Raw genomic sequence first — 25,355 nt, forward strand, 5'->3', positions numbered from 1 at the left:
CACTTAGCCCCCTCTGCCGCTCAGCACTCAAGGAGGCATCATGGAAGGTCATTGTCTGTGTGGCGGGATCACCGTTTCAAGCGGCGATCACAAGGAGGTCAACCTGTGTCACTGCGCCATGTGCCGGCGCTGGTCCGGCGGGCCCATGTTCGCGGTGCATGGCGGCAAGGGGGTCAGTTTCAAGGGGCTCAGCCCTGTGGCCTACCGCTCGTCCGAGTGGGCGGAGCGCGGCTTCTGCCCCACCTGCGGCACCCACCTTTTCTATCATCTGTTGCCGACAGACGAGTACATCCTCTCTGCCGGCCTGTTTCAGGAACAGGCGTTCGAGCTCACCGGGCAGATCTTTATCGACGAGAAGCCTGATTTTTATGCGCTCAAGAACGACACCCCGACCCTGACCGGGCAGCAGGTGTTCGAGCAGTTCGCCCCCAAACCCTGAGCCCGTCGCTGCGCCAGCAGTGTCGGCAAAACCCCAAGGAGACTGTCATGGATGAGCAACAGAAGGTGAGGGGGCCTGCCTCCTATTTTCCCTCCATCGAGAAAACCTACGGGCAGCCGGTTGCCCACTGGCTGGCCCTGCTGGCGGGGCGGGAGGAGCGCAAACACATGGCGCTGGTGGCCTGGCTCAAGGCCGAGCACGGCCTGGGCCACGGCCATGCCAATGCCCTGGTGGCCCACCATCTGGCGCAGCACCCCACGCCCTGAAGGCACGATAGGAGCCGATGCCGTGTCGTTGCGCAGGGGGTCTGCCTGCCGCCGCGCCGGATCAGCAGGTAAATAGAGGAGAAGAGCGATGAAGATAAGCGTCAGCGTCCGGGTCGAGCGGCCACTCGCTCTGGTATGGGAGGGGTGGAACACCCCCGCCAGCATCATGGCATGGAATGTCGCCTCTCCCGAGTGGCACTGCCCCGGCAGCCGGGTGGATCTGCGGGTCGGCGGGCTTTTTTGTCACCGTATGGCCGCCCGGGATGGCAGCATGGAGTTTGATTTCGAGGGCACCTTCACCGAGGTGGTACCGCCAACCGCCCTGGGTTACGTCATGGACGATGGCCGCGCCGTCAGGGTGACGTTCGTGGAGGAGCAGGGAGGCACCCGGGTTCACGAGGAATTCGACGCCGAATCCGAACACAGCGGCGAGCAGCAGCGTGCCGGCTGGCAGAGCATACTCGACAACTTCAAACGCTATATGGAAAGCGCGTCCTGAGGCGCGCTTTTCGATCAAGCTTCTCCTGCCCGGTGCCGGGCTACTCCTCGATATCCAGCAGCACCAGGATGGCGCTCTCGCCCCCCCATTCCCGGGGGGCCTGATGGAAGGCACGCACATTGGGGTGCTGGGCCAGCCAGCTCGGAATGCGTTGCTTGAGCACGTGCTTGCCGATGCCGTGCATCACCGAGGCGACGTGAATGTTCTCTTTTTGGCACAGGGTGAGCAGGGCGGCCAGCTCCTGCTTGGCCTGGAGCTGACTCATGCCATGGAGATCCAGATAAATCTCCGGCGGATAGAGGCCGCGCTTGAGCTTTTTCAGCTCGAATTTTGACACGTCTTCACGCACAAATCGGGTCGGGCCCTCTTCGTCCAGATGAGGCTGGTACTCGTCGCTGAAAAAGTGGTCAACCCCAAGCTTTTCGCGGCTTTCACGCAGTTCGCGTTTCTGCTTGACCGGGCTTGAGGAGGCCCTTATGGTATCTTGCTTAATTTTCCGGGTACCTTTGACAGCATCACGAAACAGCAGGCTTTCCTCGTCTGTGGGTGAGGGCGATTTTTTCATCAGGTACTCGTCTTGCTCGCTGTATAGAATTCTCGGGCCGGATATTACTCGACTTGGAGGTGGATTTGGACAAGATATTTATCGACGAGGTGGTTGCCGAGATGCACACCATCCAGGACATGTTGCGCTGGGCCATGAGTCGTTTCAACGACGCCGGGATCTTCTACGGACATGGTACCGACAACGCCTGGGATGAGGCCGTGCAACTGGTGCTGCCCGCGTTACATCTGCCGCCAGACGTGGATCCCGGCATGCGCCACTCCCGCCTGACCACCAGCGAGCGCCACCGCATCGCCGAGCTGATCATCCGCCGGGTACAGGAGCGGGTGCCTGCCGCCTACCTGACCAACAAGGCCTGGTATGCGGGTTGGGAGTTCTACGTGGACGAGCGCGTGCTCATTCCGCGCTCCCCCATCGCCGAGATGGTGGCCAACCGCTTCGCCCCCTTCCTCAAGGAAGAGCCGACCCGGATCATGGATCTCTGCACCGGCTCGGGTTGCATCGCCATCATCATGGCCCACGAGTTCCCCCATGCGGAAGTGGATGCCATCGACATCAGCGTCGATGCCCTCAACGTGGCCGAGCGCAACATCAACGATCATGGCCTCGAGCAGCAGGTCATCCCGATCCGCTCCGATCTGATGCGCGACCTGCCCGCCGGTGACAAGTACGATCTCATCGTCTCCAACCCGCCCTATGTGGACTCCGAGGACATGTCGGACTTGCCTGAGGAGTTTCGTCACGAGCCGGAGCTGGCCCTGGCATCGGGCTCCGACGGCCTCAAGCTCACCAAGCGCATCCTGGCCAACGCCGCGGACTTCCTGAAGGATGACGGCGTGCTGGTGGTCGAGGTGGGCAACAGCATGATCCACCTGGAAGCCCAATTCCCCGAGGTGCCCTTCACCTGGGTCGAGTTCGAGAACGGCGGTCACGGCGTCTTCGTGATGACCCGCGCCGAGCTGGTGCAGTACCAGGCCCATTTCGCGATTTACAAGAGCTAAGCAGCAAGGAGCACCCATGGCAGGGAACAGTTTTGGCCAACTCTTTCGGGTCACCACCTTTGGCGAGAGCCACGGCCTCGCGCTCGGCGCCGTGGTCGACGGCTGCCCCCCGGGGCTGGAGATAAGCGAAGCGGATCTGCAAATCGATCTGGACAGGCGCAAACCCGGCACCTCCCGCTACACCACCCAGCGCCGCGAAGCGGACGAAGTGAAGATCCTGGCCGGAGTGTTCGAGGGACGCACCACTGGCACCTCCATTGGACTGCTCATCGAGAACACCGATCAGCGCTCCAAGGACTACTCCGAGATCAAGGACCTGTTCCGTCCGGGCCACGCCGACTACACCTACCACCAGAAGTACGGTCAGCGTGACTACCGCGGCGGCGGTCGCTCCTCGGCGCGCGAGACCGCCATGCGGGTGGCGGCGGGGGCCATCGCCAAGAAGTACCTCAAGCAGATGCACGGCATCGAGATAGTGGGCTTTCTCTCCCAGCTCGGTCCCATCAAGGCCGAGGCCTTCGATGCGAGCCAGATCGAGCAGAACCCCTTCTTCTTCCCCGATGCGGGCAAGCTGGAGGCCCTCGACGAGTACATGCGGGCGCTCAAGAAAGAGGGCAACAGCATAGGCGCCAAGGTGGCTGTCATTGCGCGCAACGTGCCGGTGGGCCTGGGTGAGCCGGTGTTCGACCGGCTCGACGCCGACATCGCCCACGCCATGATGGGCATCAATGCGGTGAAAGGGGTCGAGATAGGTGACGGTTTCGCCGTGGTGGAGCAAAAAGGCTCGGAGCATCGCGACGAGATGACCCCGGCCGGCTTTGCCAGCAACCATGCGGGCGGCATCCTGGGGGGCATCTCCTCCGGCCAGGACATAGTGGTGAGCATGGCGCTCAAGCCCACCTCCAGCATCACTGTGCCGGGCAAGACCATCAACACCAGCGGCGAGGCCACCGAGATGATCACCAAGGGTCGCCACGATCCTTGTGTCGGCATCCGTGCCGTGCCCATCGCCGAGGCCATGTTGGCCCTGGTGCTGATGGATCACCTGCTGCGCCACCGTGCCCAGAACCAGGGCGTGCATACCCAGACCCCGGTGCTGCGCTGATCTGCAAGCAGCGCTGTCAGCTGATCACCATGCACGGCAAAAAGGCGACCCCAGGGTCGCCTTTCTCGTTTGGGCGGTGTCGTCAGGTCAGCCCTGAGTGCCTTCCTCCCGGGGCTGGCTGCCATCGAGGCGGCACAGCGGCGGGGCAAACGCCGCGTCCGGCGCCGGGAGGTCGGCGATGACGGCATCGATGCGGGCGAGCTCTGCGTCGCTCACCGCCTCCCTGGCGAACATCAGGCTGACCGGTTGCTGATGCAACAGCACCTGGCACAGGGTGAACTCCTCTGCCCCGAGCTGGGCCAGCCGATGGCGGGCGTATTGCCACTCCATGATGACCCCATCGAGGCGCCGCGCTAGCAAGAGGGCGATCAGCCTGTCATCCGAGTTGTATTCGCTCGCCTGCCGAAGGGAAGCACAGCCGTCGCTGAGGGGGAGGGGACGGGTGCCCCGCAGCTTGCCAAGGCGCAGCCCTGTCTGCTGGCACAGATCCGCGAGACGGGTGATCCCCTGCCAGCGATCGGGGTTACCGGGGGCTGCCTTGTGGCTGAGCAGCACGAAGCTGGCGCGCCGGTAGGGGGCCGAGAAGCGGGCGAAACGCTCCCGCTCCGGGGTCTTCAGGGCTCCCATGGCGACATCCAGCTGCTGGCGTGCCATCAGGTGCAGGGCCCGGGCCCAGGGGAGGTTGCGAAACTCGGGGTGAAGATTGGCGCCGCCCAGGATCTGGCGGGTCAGGGCCACGTCCAACCCGCCGAGCTCGCCATCGGTCTCGATCTGGCTGAAGGGGGGCCAGTGGCTCCAGGCCACCGACAATGTCTCCTTGGCACCCAGAGGCAGGCTCGGTGCGAACAGCAGGCCCAGGCTCAATGCGCAGTGAATAGCGGTCTGGATATGTTTCCTGATCAAGCAGAACCTCCCTGTTCTGTGTCGTGGATCCCTGAGTTCGTGCCCCAAGATGGGACTGGCCCTGGCGAGCGTCATCATCGCCATTGTGCCCCGCCAAAGTGGGCTTTTCCACCCGGGCTGGGAGGCGTATCACATTTTTCTCGTGTAACAGCGCCAACTCCGTTAGACTGCGCCTCTATTCTTTCCCCTTTGCTCTGCTCCCCGGGGAAATCGTTGTTTTCTCTATAGGCCCAGATCCTGTGAGATGGCATCGGCTCAGCAGAGGAGCCCCACCACAGATCCCCGGCGCCCCAATCCCTAGCAGGTAACTATGAGTTTTACTTCCCTCGGTCTGGCCGAACCCTTGTTGCGTGCCGTTGCCGAGCAAGGCTACGACACCCCGTCTCCCATCCAGCAACAAGCGATCCCCGCCGTCCTGGCTGGCCGTGACCTGATGGCCGCCGCCCAGACCGGGACCGGCAAGACCGCAGGCTTTACCCTGCCGATGCTGCAGCGCCTCACCGAGAGCAAGCGCAAAGTATCCCCGAACCGCATTCGCGCCCTGGTATTGACTCCGACCCGCGAGCTGGCTGCCCAGGTGGGCGAGAGCGTGCGCAACTACGGCAAGCACCTGCCGATCCGCAGTCACGTCGTCTTCGGCGGCGTCAGCATCAATCCGCAGATGATGGCGACTCGCCGTGGTCTGGACGTGCTGGTGGCCTGCCCGGGCCGCCTGATGGATCTCTACAACCAGAACGCCGTGAAATTCGACGAAGTCGAGATCCTGGTACTGGACGAAGCGGACCGCATGCTCGACATGGGCTTCATCCGCGACATCCGCAAGATCCTGGCCCTGATGCCGAAGAAGCGCCAGAACCTGCTCTTCTCCGCCACCTTCGCCGACGAGATCCGCGAGCTGGCCACCGGCCTGCTGGACAACCCTGCGGTGATCGAAGTGGCCCCGCGCAACAGCACTGCCGAGCGTATCGAGCAGCTGGTGCACCCCTGCGACAAGGCCAACAAGATCGCGCTCTTGAGCCACCTGGTCACCAGCAACGATTGGCAGCAGGTACTGGTGTTCACCCGTACCAAGCACATGGCCAACCGTGTTGCCGAGACCCTCGACAAGAACGGCGTCAGCGCCGCAGCCATCCACGGCAACAAGAGCCAGGGTGCCCGTACCCGTGCCCTGGCCGGTTTCAAGGAAGGTAGCGTCAAGGTGCTGGTGGCGACCGACATCGCCGCCCGTGGTCTGGACATCGACAAGTTACCGCAAGTGGTCAACTTCGAACTGCCCAACGTGGCGGAAGACTACGTGCACCGTATCGGTCGTACCGGTCGTGCCGGCGCCGCCGGTCATGCGATCTCCCTGGTGGCGGCCGATGAAGGCAAGCTCATCAAGGCTATCGAGCGTCTGACCAAGCAGAACATCCCCTGCGAGCAGGTGGCCGGTTTTGAAGCCTCCCGCGAGACCCTGGACAACATCGCCCGTGGCATAGGCGCGCCGCTGCGCAAAGAGCCCCGCGATCCGAGCGAGCAGCGCCGTGCGCCGCGCCCGCAAGGTCAAGGCCAGCGTCAGGGGGCCGGTCGTTCTGCCTCCAATGGCAATGCAGGTAGTGCCCGCACCGGTAACGGTGGCAAGCCCAAACCGCAAGGTGGCCAGCGTCCCGCCGATGGTGCCGCCAAACCGGCCCAGGCCCGTCGTCCCCGCCGCGCCAGCCACAACCAGTAAGCGGCTCGGGAACCAGGCTCCCCGGCTATTCGGTTGCTAAAAAGCCCCGCCAATCTGGCGGGGCTTTTGTCTTTCTGGCCGGTCGTGAAGCGGTCAAGAGATGAGCACCGTGATCAAGATATACGCTGCGCTTACCAGGATCACGCTGAAGGTCAGCCCCATCCCCACCACCCGATAGCGGAAGTTCTCCGGCGTGCGGCTCATGCCAAAGGCGTGGCAGAGGCGGCCGCACAACAAGCTGGCCCCCAGCAGATGGACAAGCCAGGGAGTCTGGCTGGTTACTTCGACAAAATAGATGAGCAGCAGGGCGAGGGGGACATACTCGGCAAAGTTGGCGTGCACCCGCATGGCCCGCAGCATGGCGGGATCATCCCCGTGCCCCAGCGCCACCCCGCGGCTGTGGCGGGTGCGAATGGTGCGCACGCTGAGCAAGACAAAGAGCAGGGCGAGCAGGGCTGCGTAGATGGGCACTATGGTCATGGTATCTGGCTCTCGAGTGGATGTGTTTGCTTTGATATTGCTTGGCACCTCAATGGCTTGCCTCTGAGGGTAGCAGCAAGATGTGGCGAGTTGGCGAGAAACCCGAAGCATCATTGCTACCCTTGCTGCTGTTTGTCAGCCAGTGCAAAACCTATGGTCTGCCTTATACCTTTACCTATTATCTGATGCTGGTGGACTGGACCGGTCGCTCCATCAGAGCAGACAAGCGCGCCATATTTCAGCGCATCTTGTTCCCATCCTGGCGCGGTTGGGGCTGGATGAGATTCGCTGTCTGAAGCGGGTGACGCTGCTTCGCTGCCAAGGCAACAGAGTGGTGGGTGACAGGGGCTATTGCCAGTGATTTGCCCGACACTGTGGCCAGCAGCGGTGTCATCAGCCGTTACTCTGATGCTTCAGCCCCTGCTTTATCTCAAAATCAGACATTTCCCTTGTGTTGGTCATGGTCTGTCTAGACAAGGGGTTCCAACTCAATCTGACCAGTTTGCCTTCCCCGCGCATAGCCCTGACATCGACATTCATCACAGCAGAGATAACCAACCAAGACGCACCGCTCAGAAAGGTGGTAAAAAGGTGGGTGTCCTAAATACTACGTATTTAGCAAATCTGAAGGTGCAATCCAGGAGTCTCTGGGTATCTGGCCACCTCATCGTGGTGCCTATGGGCCAGTTGAGACAGTTACGTTGCCGATAGGTTCATTTATTGATCGGTATGGTTATCCTGGTGGTAGCTTTGTATCACCTATCGGGGTGCCTTTTGGTGAGAGAGCCTTACCTTCCTCTTATGAAGTTTCAAAACCTTATTTTAAATATGAAATAATTAAACCTATACCAGAGATTCCCAAATCGAACATCTTGCCGTGGTTTGGACAAAAAGGTACCGGAACCCAGTATGAGTTGCCTAAACCAGTACAGTGGTATTTGGATAATAACTATTTGAGGAAAGTAGATAAATGACTCGTGAAGAATTGATCGCTCAACTTTCGGTCCTTGGTGTCAATGAAAGTAGTTACTCATTGGACGGGCTTGAAAATAGTGATTGTGTCTGTATTGTGAAGATGGGGCAGAGATGGGAAGTGTGTTATGTAGAAAGGGATATACCTGATACCCTTTCTACTTTCTCTTCCAAAGAAGATGCATATGAGTTTGTTTTAGAACAATTTCAAAAATGGTTGTCGTGAACATGGTAAGGGAAAAAAAATTCTGTGACACCCACCATTTTGACAGAGGGTAGCGGTTTGCTTGGCTTGAAGCATCACTGCCTAGGAGGCTGCCATGACCATTGCCCGTTCACATCAAATCAGTTTGCAGGATACGCCTTACTACCATGTGGTCAGCCGCTGCGTGCATCGGGGCTTTCTGCGTGGGGAAGATGCTTACTCGGGGCAGAGTTACGAGCATCGTCGCCAGTGGATGGTCGACAAGCTGAACCAGTTGTCGTGGGCATACAAAAAGGTGGGTGCCCTTAAATGTTCGCTGTATCCCCTGGTCGTGAGATAATATAGGTATAGCTATTGGGTCATCTCTAATGATTTACGACTTCAGGCTAGACAAAGCAGCTATTTCAGGAAGCGGAGCTGCACTGGGGGGGTATGGTAGATATGCACCTGAAGTAGTAGGGAAAGCTATTGGTGATGGGAGAGTCCCAGAATTTATTTTCGAGGCTACAAGCGCTCTCGGTAGTGAGTTCTTCACTGGTTTTGCAAATAAAAATATAGATAATAAGAGATTCTGGGAAGAGATTCTGGGACACCCACCATTTTGACAGGGGCGTAGCAGTCTGCTGGACTTGAGGCATCACTGCCGAGGAACTCGCCATGACCATCGCCCGTTCACGTCAAATCAGTTTGCAGGATACGCCCTACTACCACGTGGTGAGCCGCTGCGTGCGGCGGGCCTTTCTGTGCGGGGAAGATGCCCACTCTGGCCAGAGCTACGAGCATCGCCGCCAGTGGGTGGTCGACCGGCTGGGCCAGCTGTCGCGGCTCTTTGCCATCGGCATCTGCGCCTATGCGGTGATGAGCAACCACTACCATCTGGTGCTGAAAGTGGATGCTGAGCAGGCACAGGGCTGGAGCGAGCGGGAGGTAGCCGAGCGCTGGGCAGCACTGTTCCAATGTCCGCTGTTGGTGCGGCGCTGGTATCAGGGGGAATCTCTGATTGAGCCCGAGTTGCTGGTCGTGCAGCAACTGATAGAGCAATGGCGTGAACGGCTGCACTCCATCAGTTGGTTTGTGCGGCTGCTCAATGAAACCCTGGCACGGCAGGCGAACCGGGAAGATAGCTGCAAGGGCCATTTCTGGGAAGGGCGTTTCAAGAGCCAGGCGCTGCTTAACGAGTCAGCCCTGCTGGCCTGTATGACCTATGTTGACCTCAACCCGATACGGGCGGCATTGGCCGACCGGCCCGAGCAGAGCGACTACACCAGCATCAAGCAGCGCCTCGATGACGAGCAACCCGCTGCATCATTGCCACCCTTGTTGTTGCCATTTGCCAGCCAGCGGAAATCGGATGGTCTGCCTTATGCCTTTACCGATTATCTGATGCTGGTGGACTGGACAGGTCGTGCCATCAGAGCAGACAAGCGTGGCCATATTCCGGTCCACCTTGCTCCCAACCTGGCGCGATTGGGGCTGGATGAGGTTCGCTGGTTCAAGCTGGTGATGCTGTTTCGGCGTCAGGGGATAAGAGTGGTGGGTGATAGAGACCATTGCCAACAGTTTGCCCAACACTGTGGCCAGCGGCGGTGTCATCAGCCGTTACTCTGATGCGTCAGCCCCTGCTTTATATCAAATTCAGACATTTACCTGATGTTGGTCATGGTCTGCCTAAACAAGGTGTTTCAACCCCATCTGGCCAATTTGCCTTCCTCGCGCATAGCCCTGGCATCGACATCCATCACAGCATACATAACCAACCAAGGCGCACCGCTCAGAAAGGTGGTAAAAAGGTGGGTGTCCTAAATACTTTCCTCTGGCTGCTGGGTCAGTGCAGATGGTTCCCTTATTTACCGGCCACCGGTTTCTAAGAAAAGCCAATATGCTATAACAGGAATTCAGGCAAATTTCCAAATATTGAACAAGTCAGGAGGAGTGATCAGTAATGGTCATCTTAACATAACCAAATGAAAGCTGATTTAAAGTCATTGTGGTCAGACAACTGTTTGTTGGAAAGTTATCAACCAATTGAACATGATAGTTTTTCTTTCTGGGTGGAGTTATCTATAGGGTCTCATGGCGAAGAGGGGGCTGATTATTTTCGCTTGCACATCTGTACACCGGAATGGCTCTGCAAGCATTATTGGTTGCCGGAGCTGATGCGGCACACGCTGCTGGTTCGTAAATATGATCTTGATGAAATAACAAAAGCCATCACAGATTATATCGACCAGTGCGAAGGCAATGACTGGATGGAGATAGCGCAAAAACTGTCCCGGGTCTTTGCTTGGGAATATGAAGATTATCAGCCTTAAATACTAGGCTGTGTGTACAGATCTAGTTATCACCTGACACCGGCCTCAAACCGGTGTCTTGCTTACGCTACTTCAGATCGCACTTCCTTCGGTATTAATTTCAGATCGTTTTTGAACATGCTGTAGGGGGTCTGCCCCCATCATCCTGCCCTGATGTAGCCGCTGGGTTTTGTAGTGCTCCAAGTAGCTATTCAGGTCTGTTTGCATCTGCTCAATCGACTCATACCACGTTGTCCGCCCTTTGATACGGAAGTGTTCAATCAGCAGGATACGATGCTGCAGCTCGATAAAGCCGTTGCTTTGCGGCCTGTGTTTATTGGTTGTCCGCTATTCAATCCCCTCAAATTGCAGGAACAGCTCGTAGGGATAATGGTCAGGGTGCCCACAGAACTCGCGCCCGTTGTCCCACATGTGCTTCGTGAGCCTCGAAGAATGGCAGCACCGTTTCGTTGAGCACATGAACCGAGCTCACCGGCAGCTTGCTGGTTTAGAGCCGTCCCTAGGCCTGGCGGCTGTAGCAGCCCAACTCCCTTGAGCGCCCCCACGAAGAAGGTATCGACGCCACCAGTTCCCCGGTGTAGTGAACCTCAATCTGGCGTTCTTGAAACTCGGGGCTGAAGCGCTCGAGCAGGCGAATTTGCTCGTCATTGAGCTCAATCGTCTGCTCCCGATGGATTTTCTCGAGGCGCAACAAGCGATCCTGCTTGGAGAGCAGGTCGTGACGTTGCCACACGCCACGTATCCCATCGGCACTGGCGTTGATGCCTTGCAGAGCGAGCTCTTGCGCCACCCGCAGCGGGCCGTGAGTAGGCTTGGTGAGGGAGTAATCGAGGATAGCCTGCTCAATCTCGGGATCGACCCGGTTGGGATGAGCCTCTTTACAGCCGGGCAGTTTGTCGAGCAAGCCCTCGGCGCCATAGGTCTGGTAGTTACGGCGGATTTCGTAGAACTGCTGGTGGCTGTAGCCGATGAGCTTGCAGGCTTTGCTGACGTTATTGAGCTCTTTGGAGATCTTTAGCAGACTGAGTTTGCGACGTGTTACTTTCTCGTTGGTGGTCATATGGTGACTCCAGATAACACGGTAGGGGTTCCGTTTTGTTATCCGGTTTGAAACCGTATGACCACTCCCTTTTGTGGGCAACTACCAGGTGAATACCATCTCCATACACCCATTAAATTGGCAGGATTTATATGTTTTGGGTGGTCACTCCCCATAGAGCCTGATCTGCAGCACATTGGCGATGGCGCTGCCGTTCCAGTGGTACTCCAGATGCTGGGTCTGGTGGATTTTGGTGATAAGGCGGGGGCGGTAGAGCACGTAGCAGTCGTGGCCGTTGTGGCGCACCGAGTGGTAGTGGATGCCGTCCGCCCCGCCGCGCTTCTGCTCCCGTGCGAAGGCCTGGGACTGACCGTAGTCGGTGGCGTGATAGAGGGGGGAGGCGAGGTAATTATCCCCCCGGATGTCGACCAGACGGGCGCAAAACTCGGTGTGCAGCACCCGCATCTGCAGCTTCTGGGGTGGTTCCTGGGTGTAGCCGAAGACCCGCTCCTGGTGATAGACGGTCTCTTTCACCGCGGTGTCGAGCAGGGGGGCGCAGTAGTAGCCGCCAAAGTCCCCCGTGGTGAAGCGGGCCCCCTCCGGATTGAGGTGGGTGAAGGCGGCCATCACATAGCTGCCACCGGCCAGTCCCACCAGCCAATCCTCTTTCGGTACTCGCGCCAGCTCCCCGGCCTCTTCCCGCAGGCGATCGTTGGTCAGGGCCTCGACGGCCCAGACCGCCTCCAGCTCGTCCGCGTTGGCCACGTCCTCATAGAGGCAGATGGGGGGATAGCGGCTCGGGATGATGCGAAAGGCCTGCTGATCCTGCAGCTCGCTCGATGGCGGCATCGCGGACATCAGGCCATGCCTCCGCGCCAGGCGTGCAACCGGTTGGCCACCTCATAGAGATCGGCGACGCGGCCCCCCTGCATGACGTCCATGGCGCTGCGCCCGGCGAAGAAGGGGTGGCTGTTGGGCTTGCGCACCCAGCCGTAGATGCTCTCATCGACGCTGAACAGCACCCGCAGGCTCTTGTGGATGTTGAGGATGTAGCTCATCCGCTCCTGCAGATCGGCGCTGAGACGGATGCCGCCGCTCGCCTCCTTGTACTTGTTCAATGTCGAACGGGAAGAGATGCCGAGCAGTGTGAGTTGTTCATCCGTGCTGCACCGCCATTTATCCAGAATGCGAAACACCACCGGCAGCGCCTTGCTGGGATCGACGGCAGTGTCCCGGTGGTTGGCTTGTGCTGTGGCGACCATGGCTCCTCCTTATGGGTTGCATCGGGGCGAACCTCGGTGTGGGTTCGCCTTGTCCTCAGTATGGCGAAGTTGTCCATATATGTACATACATGTGGTATTTTGTTCACATCAGGACACGGGTAGAGAGGGTGCAAGGCGCGGCCTCCCATCGCTGGGCGGGCAAATGACGAGAGGCCCCGCCAACCGGGTTGGCGGGGCCTCTCGCGAGCCGCAGGGAAAGGTCGCGACTTAGAGCGCGGGCAACATGCCGAGGCTGACGCTCACCTGGACCCCGACGATCAGCACCCCCATGGCGCCAGCGAGTCCCAGTGCAACCACGCCGCCCGGGACGCGGTAATGGTGCGCCTCTGCCTGCTTGCGGCTCTGCCACACCAGGGCCACCGGCAGCAGCACCGCCAGCACCGCCAGGGCAATGGCGGCGTAACCCAGCGCCATGATGAAGCCCTGGGGGAAGTAGAGGGCAAACAACAGGGGGGGCACGAAGGTGATCATGCCGGTCTGGCTGCGGCCCTGCCAGTTGTCCTTGCGGCGGGTCACCTTGGCCATGAAATCAAAGAGCCCGAGCGTCACCCCGAGGAAGGAGGTGGCGAGCGCGAGATCTGCGAACAGGTGCATCGCCTGATTGAAGGCGGGCCAGTTCACCAGGTTGCCGACGCTGGCGAGCAGGCTGTCGAGGGCCCCGCCGGTCTGGATCAGGCTCTGCTGGCCCAGCAGGCCGAGGATCGCCACCTGCCACAGCACATAGAGGATGAGCGGCAGGGCTGAGCCCCACACAAAGACCCGGCGCAGTTGCTTGGGGCAATCGCCGAGGTAGAGCATGACGCTCGGGATGGAGCCGTGGAAGCCGAACGAGGTGAAGATGACCGGCAGGCCTGCCAGCAGCAAACCCTGACCCAGCGGCATGGAGAGCAGATGTTGACCCTCGGCGCGGGGCAGCAGCAGCGCCAGCACCCCTACCATGATCACCAGTTTGACGGTGAACATCAGCCGGTTGAGGTAATCCACCTGCCTGGTGCCGATGCACACCATGCCGCCGAACAGCAGGGTGAAGGCCCAGGCTGCCTGCTCCTGGCTGACTGTGGTGCCCGCATCGGCCAGCGCCTGGGCCAGCAGGCTGCTTCCGCCGCTGATGTAGGCGGAGGCCAGGGAGTAGAACAGCATCAGGATGCAGAAGGAGGCGATGCGCTTGCCCCAGGGGCCGAGCAGGTGATCCGCCAACTGGTGCAGGTACCACTTGCCGGTATTGAGGCTGGCCTCCACCTGCAGCATGGCGGTGAAGGCCATCAGGGCCCAGAGCCCGACCATCAGTAGCAGGGTGGCGGGGCCGCCGAGCGACGAGGAGGCCAGCGGCAGGGCGAGCATGCCGGCACCTATGGTGGTGCCGGCGATAAGCAGGGTGCAACCCAGGGTTTTGGTATTCATGGTGTCCATCCAGATAGAGAAACTGCGTATTTACAAAAGCGTGCCAGTGGCGCTGTCGGCCGGGTGCCTCCGGGGTCGGGACCGGAGGCTAGCAATATCGGAGTGGACGCATCGTTACGAAAAACCCGTGGATTGTAAAAGATGGTTGCCACGTTAACGGATCAAAATAGTGGAAACAAGCCTGAAAAGGCGGATTTTGTACTGCGAGGTGGCAGTGGGTGGAAATAAAAGATGACAGCAAGCGGTCTTGACTGGTGGAAAAGCGCGCCGGCGGGGCAGGAGACCGCCAGCGCGTGAGGGGCGTCAGCGGCGACGCTTGAGGGTGCGGCTCACATAGTGCAGACCACAGCGGTAGTGGCCGTTGATGGCCTCGAAGGCAAGGGTGAGGGCCTGGGCAGCCAGGGCGTCGTGCTGCTGGGGCAGTGAGTTGATGCCAAAGGGGAGGAAGTCCAGCAGCCGATCGTCCCCGAAAGTGGCCATGGCAATCCGGCTCATGTCGGCTTCCTGCTCCAGCAGATAGTCGAGCACCCCCTCCATCAATATGTAGGAGGTGGCGACCAGCGCCTCGGGCAGTTGGCCGAGCCGCTGGTGCAGCTCCTTGATCAGGCGATAGCCCTCGGCGCGGGAGAAGTGGGCTCCCTCGCAGACATGGGGTGTCAGCGGTGCGGCGCTGGCGTGGCTGCTCAACGCCTGCTCGAAACCGGCGCGGCGCTCCTGGCTGATCGTGAGACCCGGCAGCGCTGTGATCAGGGCGACATGGCGAAGGGCGGGGGTGAGCAGGGAGGCGGTGAGATCGCAGCTCGCCTTCTGGTTTTCACTCGCCACGGTAATGAAATGGTCGGCGGCCAGGGCCCGGTCTATGGCCAGGATCTGCACACCATGGGTCTGCTGCTCCCGATAGAAAGGATCCGCCGGCGGCAGGCAGCTCGCCACCAGCAGCGCATCCACATGGCGGCTGACCAGCATCCGGGCCAGCTCCTTCTCGGTGTCCGGCTCGTCTTCCGAGCAGACGATCAGCAGCTGATAACCCTGAGCCCGGGCGCCTTGCTCGAGGCGCTTGGCGAGCTTGGCGTAACTGGCGTTCTCAAGGTCCGGCAGGATGAAGCCCAGGGTCCTGGTCTGGCCGCCGCGCAGGGAGGCGGCGCGGCTGTCCGGCTGATAGTTGTGGGCCAGGACCACGGCCATCACCTTGTCACGGGTGGCCTGGCTGATGCGATATTGATCCGCCTTGCCGTTGATCACATAGCTGGCGGTGGTACGCGAGACACCGGCCAGGGCGGCGATTTCATCCAGTTTCATCATATTGGCTCTGTTTGAGTTGCAAGGCCCGCGACGGTTTCAGGTGGGGGCACCGAAAAGTGTGCGCGGGATCATATCATTGAAAAGCACTCTCAGTGGGATCTTGAACAATTGGCTGAAACGATTCAGTCTGAGTGTAAGTGAAACGATTCAGCTTGTCAGTAAGCGATGAATGTTCGACCAGGAAATGCCGCAGCGGCCTACCTGGGGGAAGATTCCCGTCTATTGTCAGCAGGCAAATTACCCGAAATCCAAGTTGAGTTGAGCCGGTGTGCCGCGAGGCGAAGCCGGACCTGATGGAGAATCTCTATGTTGAAGTTGGCGCGACAGCAAATCCTGCTGGGACAATCGGTGACGACCAAGGCGGACGCCATCGCCCTGCTGGCAGGCAAATTGACCGAAGCGGGTCTGGTGGAAGCCGGTTATGTGGACGGCATGCTGGCGCGGGAAGCCCAGCACGCCACCTACCTTGGCAGCGGCATCGCCATTCCTCACGGCACCACGGACACCCGCCATCTGGTCAAGAGCACCGGTGTCATGGTGGCCCAGTTCCCCCAGGGCATCGAGTGGGATGAGGGGCAGACTGCCTATGTGGCCATCGGCATCGCCGCCAAGTCCGACGAGCATCTGGGCATCTTGCGCCAGCTCACCCATGTGCTGGGTGACGAGCAGGCAGCCGCGCAATTGAGAGAGGCCACAGATGAAGAGACCATCATCAACATCCTGACCGGCGCAACCGCGGCCAAAGAGGTGCAATATCTGCCCCTGGCGGACTTCCCGGCCGACGATCGCGACCAGCTGCTGCTGGGGGCCGCCGCCCGCGCCAAATCCGCCGGCTGGGGGGAGGCTGCCATGGTGACTTCCCTGCTGGCAAGCGAGCCCGCCTATCTGGGGGATGGCGTCTGGCTGGCCCGTACGCAAGCGGCCCAGACCGGCTGGGTGTTGGCGACCCCGAGCAACGCGCTCGGCGCAGGAGATCTGCCCGTCAGCGCCCTGTTGCTGCTGTGCGCCGCAGACAGCAGCCATCTGCCCCAGCTGGAGAACCTGGCCAAGTTGGCTGGCGCCGGTCAGCTCGGGACGCTCGCGGGCAGCGACGGATTGGCCATGCTGCAATCGGGCCCGGCCAGCGGTCTCTCCGACACCTTCACCATCATCAACCCCCATGGTCTGCACGCCCGCCCGGGCGCCATGCTGGTCAAGGTGGCCAAGGAGTTTGCATCCGACATCCGGGTGGCGAATCTGGATGGCAGCGGCGAAGCCGTCTCCGCCAAGAGCCTGATGAAGGTCATCGGCCTTGGGGTCAAGTGCGGTCACCGTCTCGCCTTCCGTGCCGAAGGGGCGGATGCCGAGGCTGCCCTCAAGGGCATAGGCGAGGCCATTGCCGCCGGTCTGGGCGAGGGGGCGCACTGATGGACATAGTCACCATCACCCTCAATCCCGCGCTGGATCTCACCACCCGCCTGGGCGCCATGAGCCTGGGGGAGGTGAACCTGGTGAGCGAGGCTTCCTTGCGCGCCGCAGGCAAGGGGATCAACGTCGCCATGGTCCTGAAAGATCTCGGCCGTGACGTGGGTCTGACCGGCTGGCTCGGGGCTGACAACCAGCAGGGCTTCGTCTCCCTCTTTGCCGAACGCTCACTGGCCGATCACTTCGTGCGTGTGGCGGGCAGCACCCGCATCAACGTCAAGATTTCCGAGCAATCGGGCCGGGTCACGGATCTCAATCTGCCGGGGCTTGAGGTGCACCAGGCGGAAGTGGCCGCGCTGGAGGCCGAGATAGAGAAACTGGCACCGCGCGCCGACTGGTTCGTGCTGGCGGGCAGCCTGCCCAAGGGGGTCGAGCCTGGCTACTGCGCCAAGCTCATCAGCCTGCTCAAGGCCAAGGGCAAGCAGGTGATCTTCGATTGCAGCGGCGCGGCCCTGAGCGAGGGCATCAAGGCGGCGCCGACCCTGGTCAAGCCCAATCTGGAAGAACTTGAGCAATGGGCAGGTCGCCCCATCAAGACCCTGAGCGATCAGGCCGACTGCGCCCGTGCCCTGCAGGCCGCCGGTATCCCCCATGTGGTGATCTCCAATGGTGCCGACGGCCTCATCTGGTTTGCGCCCGATGCCGTCTGGCAGGCCATTCCGCCGCGCATGAAGGTCGTCAGCACTGTGGGTGCCGGCGACTCCCTGGTGGCGGGGCTGGCCCATGGTCTGAGCCTTGGCTGGGCGCCGGAGCAGACCCTGCGCCTGGCCACCGCCGTCTCTGCCCTGGCGGTGAGCCAGGTAGCGGTCGGCTTTGACGATATCAAGGTGCTCACCCCCTTACTCGAGCAGGTGCGCGTGCAGCGTCTGGATGACCTGGCACCGGCTCAATCCAATCCCCTTTCGATGACACACTCAGGAGATGCCCAATGAAAGCAATTCTGGTTACGGCTTGCCCGGCGGGCATTGCCACCAGCTTTCTCGCTGCAAAACGGATAGAACAGCAGGCCAAGCTGGCGGGCTGGGAGCTCACCCTCGACGTCGGCTCCAGCGTGCAGCCCCGTCAGGTTCCCTCGAAAGAGCAGATTGCCGCCGCCGAACTGGTGCTGGTAGTCGCTAGTGCCCCTGTGGATCTCGCCGCCTATGACGGCAAGCGCCTCTATCAGGGCAGCATGGATCTGGCGCTGCAGGATCCGGCCGCCCTGCTGGAAGCCGCCGCGAGCGGTGCCAGCCTCTATCGCCACCAGGCCGCGCCCGTCGTTGCCACTGCCGCTCCCAAGGCGGCCACCGGTGCCAAGCGCATAGTCGCCGTCACCGCCTGCCCGACCGGCGTGGCCCACACCTTTATGTCGGCGGAAGCGCTGGAGACCATGGCCAAGCAGCTGGGTCACCAGATCCGTGTCGAAACCCAGGGTTCGGTCGGTGCCCAGAATGCCCTGACCGCCGATGAGATAGCCGCCGCCGATCTGGTGTTCCTCGCCACCGACATCGAAGTGGACATGGCCCGCTTCGATGGCAAGCCCGTCTATCGCACCAGCACGGGGGCTGCGCTCAAGAAGACCCGCGCCGAGCTCGACAAGGCGTGGACAGAGGCGAAGACCTATCGCCACAGCGGCGCCGCCGCGGCCAAGAAAGAGGAGAAGGCTGGCCCCTACAAGCACCTGCTGACCGGTGTCTCCTTCATGCTGCCCATGGTGGTGGCCGGTGGCCTTATCATCGCGCTCTCCTTCATCTTCGGCATAGAGGCGTTCAAGGAAGAGGGCACCCTGGCGGCGGCCCTGATGAAGATTGGCGGCGGCTCCGCCTTCGCCCTGATGATCCCGGTGCTGGCCGGCTACATTGCCTACTCCATCGCCGACCGTCCGGGTCTCGCCCCCGGCATGATTGGCGGTATGCTGGCAAGTTCGCTGGGCGCCGGCTTCCTCGGTGGCATAGTCGCCGGTTTCCTCGCCGGTTACAGTGCCAAGTACCTGAGCGACAAGGTGCGCCTGCCGGTGACCCTGGAAGCGCTCAAGCCCATCCTCATCATTCCGCTCTTTGCCAGCCTGTTTACCGGCCTGGTGATGATCTACGTGGTGGGCGGCCCGGTTGCCGGCATCATGAACGCCATGACAGAGTTCCTCAACAACATGGGCTCCGCCAACGCCGTGCTGCTGGGTGTCATCATCGGCGCCATGATGTGCTTCGACATGGGTGGTCCGGTCAACAAGGCGGCCTACGCCTTCGGGGTCGGCCTGCTCGCCTCCAAGACCTATGCCCCCATGGCTGCCGTGATGGCCGCCGGCATGGTGCCGGCCCTGGGGATGGGGATAGCCACCTTCCTGGCCAGCAAGAAGTTCATCAAGGCGGAGCAGGAAGCGGGCAAGGCCTCCTTCGTGCTGGGTCTGTGCTTCATCTCCGAGGGGGCCATTCCCTTCGCGGCCAAGGATCCGATGCGGGTGATCCCGGCCTGCATGGTGGGCGGTGCCCTGACCGGTGCGCTCTCCATGCTGTTCGGCTGCGAGCTGGTGGCGCCCCACGGCGGCCTGTTCGTGCTCTTCATCCCGAACGCCATCAGCCACGTGATGATGTATATCGTGGCGATTGCGGCGGGGTCGCTGTTGACCGGCGTCTCCTACGCCATGCTCAAGCGCGGCGAGGAGCAGGCCAAGCTGGCAACGGCCTGACTGGTTCCATCTGATGAATGACAAGGCGGCCTGCGGGCCGCCTTTTGTTTTGGTGGGCAGAAGGAGGGCAGGGAAGGGGTCAGAAATCCCAGCCGGGTTGCGATGGCGGCTCGACGGGTTCACCCTCTCTGGCCTTGCGGCGGGCGGCTTCGACCCGCGCCTTGCGGTTACGGCACAGGCGCATCACCTCCTGCTGCTGGGTCGGGGTCATGACGAGCCAGTTGAAGCGCTCTTCCCGGCTGCGCAGGCACCCCTTGCAATATCCCTTGTTGTTCACTTCACAGACCCCGACGCAGGGGCTTGTCAGGGGGAAGATTTCGAGCTGTTCCATCCACGACCTCTCACATCTTGTCACCTTGTTATAACCCAGAAGATCCCCTTTGGAGAAATAGGGCGTCCGGGGGCGGATGGCGTTTGCTTTCCCCTGGCAAATTTGGCATCTTCCCCGCCGAACATGATGCTCGGTGTTATATGAGGACATATGAATAAACATGCGTACTGGCTGGCCGCCGCCGTCGTGGGGCTGGCCGGTTGTGCGGGCAACCCTGAACCCGCCAAGGTGCCCCAGAAGAAGGTGGAATCCGGATGTTTTCTGAACTGCGAGGTGCCCGAGAATCTGGGCAAGCAGTATCTGGATGGTGCCCTGCCCGGGGATCTGGTGCGGGTGGAGCGGGTCAACAGCCGTCAGGGGTCGGATTTTAGCAAGTTCGGCCCCCAGAGCCGGCTGGTGCTGGAGCGCTCCGGCAAGATGACCCGCCGCTATGGCGAGCTCTATCGTCAGCTCTCCCGCTGGGTGGCCAATGGCGGTGATCCGGCCCATATCACCCAGTACGGCATCAGCCTGGCCCAGCTGGGCGGTGCCGATCGCATGGGCAACGTGCTCTTCACCGGCTACTACTCGCCGGTGCTGGAGGTGCGCCACCGCCCGGATGCCAGGTACAAGTACCCCATCTATGCCATGCCCAAGTGCGGTGGCCGCTGCCCGAGTCGTGCCGAGATCCATCAGGGGGCCCTGGCCAACCGTGGACTGGAGCTGGGCTACAGCAAGTCCCTAATCGACAACTTCCTGATGGACGTACAGGGCTCCGGCTTCGTGCACTACGGCGATGACGACAGGTTGCAGTACCTCGGTTACAGCGGCAAGAACGGCCACGGCTATGTCAGCATAGGCCGGGTGCTGATCGACCGGGGCGAGGTGCCCAAGGAGCAGATGTCCATGAAGGCCATCAAGGAGTGGGCCAATCGCCAGCCGGAGGCAAACGTCAAGGAGCTGGTCGAGCAGAATCCCTCCTATGTCTTCTTCGAGCGTCGCCCCACCAACGACGTGGTGGGCGCCGCCGGCATTCCGCTGCTGCCCATGGCGGCGGTGGCTGCCGACAAGACCCTGCTACCCATGGGCACCCCCATCCTTGCGGAGGTGCCGCTGCTCGACAAGGCGGGTAACTGGACCGGCAAACACCAGCTGCGCCTGCTGATCGCACTGGATGTGGGTGGCGCCGTGAAGAAGGGTCACCTCGACCTCTATCACGGCATGGGGGAGAAGGCCGGTGTGGCCGCCGGTCACTACAAGCACTTTGGCCGGGTCTGGAAGCTGGGCCTGCACCATGGGCCGACCGCAGCGCCCTGGCTGTAATCCTCTGTGGTACGGGCGTCTGCACGGGGCGCCCGAGAAAAGATGAAGAGATAAAAAAAGCCGCCGGATTGCTCCGGCGGCTTTTTGTTGGGCGCGATTCAGCCCAGGTGGGGTCAGACCTTCTTGATATCCAGCCGGATGGCACCGACCGGCTGGCAGCAGCAGGGGAGGCACTCCCCCTGGGAGACAAAGGCGAGCGGCACAGCGGCGTAGTGCACCTTGCCTGCCAGCAAGGGGGTGCGGCAGGCACCGCAATAGCCGCTGCGGCACTGGAACTCCACGTGATGGCCGTGGCGCTCCAGAGTCTCCAGCACGCTCTCGTCCGGATGGGGATAAAGCACGTCGTCCAGGGTCTGTACCTGTGGGGCTTGCCCCTCCGGAGCAGTGGGGGAGGCGTGCAGGGGCGTGCACAGGGTGGCGGTGGCGTCACTCACGGACTTAGTTCTCCCGCATCATGGCGTACCAGCCGAGGCCGCCCCTCATCACAGCTCGAAATCACCCAGATCGTCGGCGTGCACTTCGCTGTCGATCTGGCCGACCAGGTAGGAGCTCACCTCCACTTCCTGAGGCGCCACCTGCACGTTGTCGGAGGAGAGCCAGGTGTTGATCCAGGGAATGGGGTTTTGCTTGGCGCCAATAAAGGCTGGCTGCAGGCCGACCGCCGCCATGCGCAGGTTGGTGATGTACTCCACGTACTGACAGAGGATGTCCTTGTTCAGGCCGATCATGGAACCGTCCTGGAACAGGTACTCGGCCCACTCCTTCTCCTGCTCGGCCGCTTCCTTGAAGATCTCGAAGCAGGCCTGCTCGCACTCGGCGGCGATCTCGGCCATCTCGGGATCATCCTGGCCGGTGCGCATCAGGTTCAGCATATGCTGGGTGCCGGTCAGGTGCAGGGCCTCGTCACGGGCGATCATCTTGATGATCTTGGCGTTGCCCTCCATCAGCTCGCGCTCGGCGAAGGCAAAGGAGCAGGCGAAGCTGACGTAGAAGCGGATCGCCTCCAGGGCATTGACACTCATCAGGCACAGATAGAGCTTCTTCTTCAGCGCCCGCAGGCTGATGGAGACCTCGCGGCCACCCACTCTGTGGGTGCCTTCACCGTGCAGGTGGTAGAGGGCGGTTGCCTCGATCAGATCGTCGTAGTAGTGGCTGATGGAGCCGGCACGTTTGAGGATCTGCTCGTTGGTGACGATGTCGTCGAACACCTGTCCCGGGTTGTTGACGATGTTGCGGATGATATGGGTGTAGGAGCGAGAGTGGATGGTCTCGGAGAAGGCCCAGGTCTCGATCCAGGTCTCCAGCTCCGGGATGGAGACCAGCGGCAGCAGCGCCACGTTCGGGCTGCGACCCTGGATGGAGTCCAGCAGGGTCTGGTACTTCAGGTTGGAGATGAAGATGTGCTGCTCGTGGGGCGGCAGGGCCTGGTAGTCGATGCGATCGTGGGACACATCTACCTCTTCCGGACGCCAGAAGAAGGAGAGTTGCTTCTCGATCAGCCGCTCGAAGATGTCGTGCTTTTGCTGATCATAACGGGCCACGTTGACCGACTGGCCGAAGAACATCGGCTCCTTGAGCTGGTCGTTCTGGGTCTGGCAGAAAGTTGAATAAGCCATGGTGATTTGAATGTCTTGAATGAGAGGAAACAGGAGGGCGGGAGCTTCATGCTCCCGCCCGGTTCATCAGATCGTGCTGCGACTTATATTTTACAAGCCCCGCCGGCGCAACCGTCGTCTTGCAGATCGGTCTGGGCATCGTCCGCACCATCACGGGTGTTGTGATAGTAGAGGGTCTTGAGGCCGTATTTGTAGGCGGTCAGCAAGTCCTTGAGCAGCTGCTTCATCGGGACCTTGTTGCCTTCGAAACGGGCCGGGTCGTAGTTGGTGTTGGCGGAGATCGCCTGATCCACAAACTTCTGCATGATGCCGACCAGCTGCAGATAACCGTCGACGCTCGGCTGCTTCCAGAGCAGTTCGTACTGATCTTTCAGGCGATGGTACTCGGGTACCACCTGCTTGAGGATGCCGTCCTTGGAGGCCTTGACCGAGACCAGGCCGCGCGGCGGCTCTATGCCGTTGGTGGCGTTGGAGATCTGGCTGGAGGTCTCGCTCGGCATCAGGGCGGTCAGGGTGGAGTTGCGCAGACCCACTGTCTTGATCTCTTCACGCAAGGACTCCCAGTCCAGGTGCAGCGGCTCGTTGCACAGCACATCGAGATCCTTTTTATAGGTATCGATGGGCAGGATCCCCTGGGCATAGGTGGTCTCGTTGAAGGCCGGGCAGGGGCCGAACTCGCGGGCCAGCTGCACGGAGGCCTTCAGCAGGTAGTACTGGATCGCCTCGAAGGTGCGGTGGGTCAGGGCTAGGCCAGAGCCGTCGGAGTAGCGAGCGCCGTTCTTGGCCAGGTAGTAGGCGTAGTTGATGACGCCTATCCCCAGGGTGCGGCGGTTCATGCTGCCCTTCATCGCGGCTTTCAGCGGATAATCCTGATAATCCAGCAGCGCATCCAGGGCGCGCACGGCCAGATCCGCCATCTCTTCCAGGTCTTCCAGCTTCTCGATGGCGCCGAGGTTGAAGGCGGACAGGGTGCACAGGGCGATCTCGCCCTCTTCGTCATCCACGTTGTTGAGCGGCTTGGTGGGCAGCGCAATCTCGAGACAGAGGTTGGACTGGCGCACCGGGGCCACGCTCGGATCGAAGGGGCTGTGGGTGTTGCAGTGATCCACGTTCTGGATGTAGATGCGACCGGTACCGGCGCGCTCCTGCATCATCAGGGAGAAGAGATCCACGGCCTTGAGGGTCTTCTTGCGAATGGACGGATCCTGCTCGTACTTGACGTAGAGCTGCTCGAACTTGTCCTGATCCGCGAAGAAGGCGTCGTACAGACCCGGTGCGTCGGAGGGGGAGAACAGGGTGATGTCGCCGCCCTTGATGAGACGCTGGTACATCAGCTTGTTGATCTGCACCCCGTAGTCCATGTGACGGACCCGGTTCTCTTCCACACCGCGGTTGTTTTTGAGCACCAGCAGGCTCTCCACCTCGGTGTGCCACAGGGGGTAGAACAGGGTGGCCGCGCCGCCGCGCACGCCGCCCTGTGAGCAGCACTTCACGGCAGTCTGGAAATACTTGTAGAAGGGGATGCAGCCGGTGTGGAAGGCTTCGCCGCCACGGATGGGGCTGCCGAGGCCACGGATGCGACCGGCGTTGATGCCGATGCCCGCGCGCTGGGAGACGTAACGTACGATGGCGCTGGCGGTGGCATTGATGGAATCCAGGCTGTCGTCGCACTCGATCAGCACGCAGGAGCTGAACTGACGGGTCGGGGTGCGCACGCCGCTCATGATGGGGGTGGGCAGGGAGATCTTGAAGGTCGAGACCGCATCGTAGAAACGCTTGATGTAGTCCAGACGGGTATCTTTCGGATACTTGGAGAAGAGGCAGGCCGCCACCAAGATGTAGAGGAACTGCGGGCTCTCGTAAATTTCGCCGGTGACGCGGTTCTGCACTAGGTACTTGCCTTCGAGCTGCTTGACCGCCGCGTAGGAGAAGTCCATGTCACGCCAGTGGTCGAGATGGGCGTTGAGCTCCTCGAATTCGGCTTGGGTATAGTCGGTCAACAGGTGCTTGTCGTACTTGCCCATGTCTACCAGACGGGCAACGTGCTGGTAGAGGTGGGGCGGCTCGAACTGGCCATAGGCCTTCTTGCGCAGGTGGAAGATGGCCAGGCGGGCGGCCATGTACTGGTAATCCGGGCTCTGTTCGGAGATCAGGTCAGCAGCGGCCTTGATGACGGTTTCGTGGATATCGGCGGTACGGATACCGTCATAGAACTGGATGTGGGACTTGAGCTCCACCTGGGAGACCGACACGTTGTCGAGCTTCTCTGCGGCCCAGTCGAGCACGCGGTGAATTTTATCCAGATCGATGGGTTCTTTGTGGCCGTTACGCTTCGTCACAAACAAGTTCATTGGCTGATGACCTTTAGTTGATTCCCGAAAAACCATGGCGCCTCGCATCCAGGGTTCCCTTCTCTAGGGTGGCCTGGGGGTGAAGTGCGCCATGAATCACAAGATATAGTGTTATTTTAAATTCGAACTACAAGATAGTGAGG

Annotated in this window: 27 protein-coding genes and 2 pseudogenes; 17 read left to right on the forward strand and 12 right to left on the reverse strand. The window is 60.9% G+C overall.

The window, feature by feature from the left end; genetic code table 11:
* Positions 1–40: 40 nt before the first annotated feature.
* The 3 genes from WIR04_RS09950 to WIR04_RS09960 all read left to right on the forward strand — a co-directional run bounded on the left by WIR04_RS09950 (position 41) and on the right by WIR04_RS09960 (position 1,204).
* Complete coding sequence (locus WIR04_RS09950) at positions 41–439, forward strand: GFA family protein (protein WP_338892305.1); 399 nt, start codon at positions 41–43, stop codon at positions 437–439.
* Between the two features lie 47 nt (positions 440–486).
* The gene (locus tag WIR04_RS09955) at positions 487–705 is read left to right on the forward strand and encodes a DUF4287 domain-containing protein (protein ID WP_338892306.1); all 219 of its coding nucleotides are present in this window, start codon (positions 487–489) and stop codon (positions 703–705) included.
* Positions 706–793: 88 nt separating this feature from the next.
* Positions 794–1,204, forward strand: a complete 411-nt coding sequence (locus tag WIR04_RS09960; RefSeq protein ID WP_338892307.1) for an SRPBCC family protein — start codon at positions 794–796, stop codon at positions 1,202–1,204.
* A gap of 40 nt (positions 1,205–1,244) precedes the next feature.
* On the opposite strand, the gene smrB is transcribed toward WIR04_RS09960, so the two are convergent.
* Complete coding sequence (smrB, locus tag WIR04_RS09965; RefSeq protein ID WP_025327061.1) at positions 1,245–1,769, reverse strand: endonuclease SmrB; 525 nt, start codon at positions 1,767–1,769, stop codon at positions 1,245–1,247.
* A gap of 65 nt (positions 1,770–1,834) precedes the next feature.
* Here smrB and prmB point away from each other — a divergent pair, with 65 nt between their 5' ends.
* Positions 1,835–2,770 carry a 50S ribosomal protein L3 N(5)-glutamine methyltransferase gene (prmB, locus tag WIR04_RS09970; protein WP_025327060.1) on the forward strand — a complete coding sequence of 312 codons (936 nt, stop codon included), beginning with the start codon at positions 1,835–1,837 and terminating at the stop codon, positions 2,768–2,770.
* A 16-nt stretch (positions 2,771–2,786) separates the two neighbouring features.
* Complete coding sequence (aroC, locus tag WIR04_RS09975) at positions 2,787–3,875, forward strand: chorismate synthase (protein WP_338892310.1); 1,089 nt, start codon at positions 2,787–2,789, stop codon at positions 3,873–3,875.
* A gap of 87 nt (positions 3,876–3,962) precedes the next feature.
* Here the strand turns inward: aroC and WIR04_RS09980 are convergent, their stop codons facing one another.
* The gene (locus WIR04_RS09980; protein WP_420883463.1) at positions 3,963–4,775 is read right to left on the reverse strand and encodes a substrate-binding periplasmic protein; all 813 of its coding nucleotides are present in this window, start codon (positions 4,773–4,775) and stop codon (positions 3,963–3,965) included.
* Positions 4,776–5,088: 313 nt separating this feature from the next.
* Here WIR04_RS09980 and WIR04_RS09985 point away from each other — a divergent pair, with 313 nt between their 5' ends.
* Complete coding sequence (locus tag WIR04_RS09985) at positions 5,089–6,489, forward strand: DEAD/DEAH box helicase (RefSeq protein ID WP_338892312.1); 1,401 nt, start codon at positions 5,089–5,091, stop codon at positions 6,487–6,489.
* A 93-nt stretch (positions 6,490–6,582) separates the two neighbouring features.
* Here the strand turns inward: WIR04_RS09985 and WIR04_RS09990 are convergent, their stop codons facing one another.
* Entirely contained in the window at positions 6,583–6,969 is a 387-nt protein-coding gene (locus WIR04_RS09990) for an MAPEG family protein (protein ID WP_338892314.1), read from the reverse strand.
* 80 nt (positions 6,970–7,049) lie between these two features.
* Here WIR04_RS09990 and WIR04_RS09995 point away from each other — a divergent pair, with 80 nt between their 5' ends.
* The 7 genes and pseudogenes from WIR04_RS09995 (at position 7,050) to WIR04_RS10020 (ending at position 10,458) form a co-directional block, all read left to right on the forward strand.
* Positions 7,050–7,265 carry a hypothetical protein gene (locus WIR04_RS09995; protein WP_338892316.1) on the forward strand — a complete coding sequence of 72 codons (216 nt, stop codon included), beginning with the start codon at positions 7,050–7,052 and terminating at the stop codon, positions 7,263–7,265.
* 405 nt (positions 7,266–7,670) lie between these two features.
* Positions 7,671–7,943 carry a TNT domain-containing protein gene (locus tag WIR04_RS20940; protein ID WP_420883454.1) on the forward strand — a complete coding sequence of 91 codons (273 nt, stop codon included), beginning with the start codon at positions 7,671–7,673 and terminating at the stop codon, positions 7,941–7,943.
* Positions 7,940–8,167 carry a hypothetical protein gene (locus WIR04_RS10000; RefSeq protein WP_338892318.1) on the forward strand — a complete coding sequence of 76 codons (228 nt, stop codon included), beginning with the start codon at positions 7,940–7,942 and terminating at the stop codon, positions 8,165–8,167. The genes WIR04_RS20940 and WIR04_RS10000 overlap by 4 nt, the downstream gene beginning before the upstream one ends.
* Before the next feature lie 94 nt (positions 8,168–8,261).
* Positions 8,262–8,426, forward strand: a pseudogene (locus tag WIR04_RS10005) (alpha-amylase family glycosyl hydrolase); the annotation flags it as partial.
* A gap of 88 nt (positions 8,427–8,514) precedes the next feature.
* The gene (locus WIR04_RS10010) at positions 8,515–8,751 is read left to right on the forward strand and encodes a hypothetical protein (RefSeq protein WP_338892320.1); all 237 of its coding nucleotides are present in this window, start codon (positions 8,515–8,517) and stop codon (positions 8,749–8,751) included.
* A 52-nt stretch (positions 8,752–8,803) separates the two neighbouring features.
* The gene (locus tag WIR04_RS10015) at positions 8,804–9,754 is read left to right on the forward strand and encodes a transposase (RefSeq protein WP_338892321.1); all 951 of its coding nucleotides are present in this window, start codon (positions 8,804–8,806) and stop codon (positions 9,752–9,754) included.
* A gap of 356 nt (positions 9,755–10,110) precedes the next feature.
* Positions 10,111–10,458 carry an immunity 8 family protein gene (locus WIR04_RS10020; RefSeq protein ID WP_338892323.1) on the forward strand — a complete coding sequence of 116 codons (348 nt, stop codon included), beginning with the start codon at positions 10,111–10,113 and terminating at the stop codon, positions 10,456–10,458.
* 62 nt (positions 10,459–10,520) lie between these two features.
* On the opposite strand, the pseudogene WIR04_RS10025 reads toward WIR04_RS10020, so the two are convergent.
* From WIR04_RS10025 to cra, 5 genes and pseudogenes are all read right to left on the reverse strand, one after another.
* Positions 10,521–11,518 (reverse strand): annotated as a pseudogene (locus WIR04_RS10025) (helix-turn-helix domain-containing protein).
* A 144-nt stretch (positions 11,519–11,662) separates the two neighbouring features.
* Positions 11,663–12,346, reverse strand: a complete 684-nt coding sequence (locus tag WIR04_RS10030) for an RES family NAD+ phosphorylase (RefSeq protein WP_338892526.1) — start codon at positions 12,344–12,346, stop codon at positions 11,663–11,665.
* Positions 12,347–12,354: 8 nt separating this feature from the next.
* The gene (locus tag WIR04_RS10035) at positions 12,355–12,759 is read right to left on the reverse strand and encodes an MbcA/ParS/Xre antitoxin family protein (protein ID WP_307766342.1); all 405 of its coding nucleotides are present in this window, start codon (positions 12,757–12,759) and stop codon (positions 12,355–12,357) included.
* 228 nt (positions 12,760–12,987) lie between these two features.
* Complete coding sequence (locus tag WIR04_RS10040) at positions 12,988–14,181, reverse strand: aromatic amino acid transport family protein (protein WP_163138029.1); 1,194 nt, start codon at positions 14,179–14,181, stop codon at positions 12,988–12,990.
* Positions 14,182–14,484: 303 nt separating this feature from the next.
* A complete protein-coding gene (cra, locus tag WIR04_RS10045; RefSeq protein ID WP_163138030.1) occupies positions 14,485–15,483 on the reverse strand; it encodes a catabolite repressor/activator in 999 nt (332 codons plus the stop codon).
* 306 nt (positions 15,484–15,789) lie between these two features.
* Between cra and fruB the strand changes: the two genes are divergently transcribed.
* From fruB to fruA, 3 genes are read left to right on the forward strand one after another with little or no spacing between them, the layout of a single operon-like run.
* Positions 15,790–16,890: a fused PTS fructose transporter subunit IIA/HPr protein gene (gene fruB / locus WIR04_RS10050; protein WP_163138031.1), complete on the forward strand. Its 1,101-nt coding sequence runs from the start codon at positions 15,790–15,792 to the stop codon at positions 16,888–16,890.
* Positions 16,890–17,879: a 1-phosphofructokinase gene (gene pfkB / locus WIR04_RS10055; RefSeq protein WP_338892329.1), complete on the forward strand. Its 990-nt coding sequence runs from the start codon at positions 16,890–16,892 to the stop codon at positions 17,877–17,879. Before fruB ends, pfkB begins: the two co-directional genes overlap by 1 nt.
* Entirely contained in the window at positions 17,876–19,612 is a 1,737-nt protein-coding gene (fruA, locus tag WIR04_RS10060) for a PTS fructose transporter subunit IIBC (RefSeq protein WP_338892331.1), read from the forward strand. Before pfkB ends, fruA begins: the two co-directional genes overlap by 4 nt.
* A gap of 79 nt (positions 19,613–19,691) precedes the next feature.
* On the opposite strand, the gene WIR04_RS10065 is transcribed toward fruA, so the two are convergent.
* Entirely contained in the window at positions 19,692–19,943 is a 252-nt protein-coding gene (locus tag WIR04_RS10065) for a DUF1289 domain-containing protein (protein ID WP_139434392.1), read from the reverse strand.
* A 150-nt stretch (positions 19,944–20,093) separates the two neighbouring features.
* Between WIR04_RS10065 and mltA the strand changes: the two genes are divergently transcribed.
* Complete coding sequence (gene mltA, locus WIR04_RS10070; protein ID WP_338892334.1) at positions 20,094–21,245, forward strand: murein transglycosylase A; 1,152 nt, start codon at positions 20,094–20,096, stop codon at positions 21,243–21,245.
* A gap of 113 nt (positions 21,246–21,358) precedes the next feature.
* Here the strand turns inward: mltA and yfaE are convergent, their stop codons facing one another.
* The 3 genes from yfaE to nrdA form a co-directional block, all read right to left on the reverse strand.
* A complete protein-coding gene (gene yfaE / locus WIR04_RS10075; protein ID WP_338892336.1) occupies positions 21,359–21,679 on the reverse strand; it encodes a class I ribonucleotide reductase maintenance protein YfaE in 321 nt (106 codons plus the stop codon).
* A 48-nt stretch (positions 21,680–21,727) separates the two neighbouring features.
* Positions 21,728–22,861: a class Ia ribonucleoside-diphosphate reductase subunit beta gene (gene nrdB, locus WIR04_RS10080; protein WP_307766335.1), complete on the reverse strand. Its 1,134-nt coding sequence runs from the start codon at positions 22,859–22,861 to the stop codon at positions 21,728–21,730.
* An 83-nt stretch (positions 22,862–22,944) separates the two neighbouring features.
* Positions 22,945–25,212: a class 1a ribonucleoside-diphosphate reductase subunit alpha gene (nrdA, locus tag WIR04_RS10085; protein ID WP_025327043.1), complete on the reverse strand. Its 2,268-nt coding sequence runs from the start codon at positions 25,210–25,212 to the stop codon at positions 22,945–22,947.
* Between the last annotated feature and the right edge of the window lie 143 nt (positions 25,213–25,355).

It is taken from the genome of Aeromonas rivipollensis (genome assembly GCF_037811135.1).
In the GTDB taxonomy this organism is placed as follows: Bacteria; Pseudomonadota; Gammaproteobacteria; order Enterobacterales; family Aeromonadaceae; genus Aeromonas; species Aeromonas rivipollensis.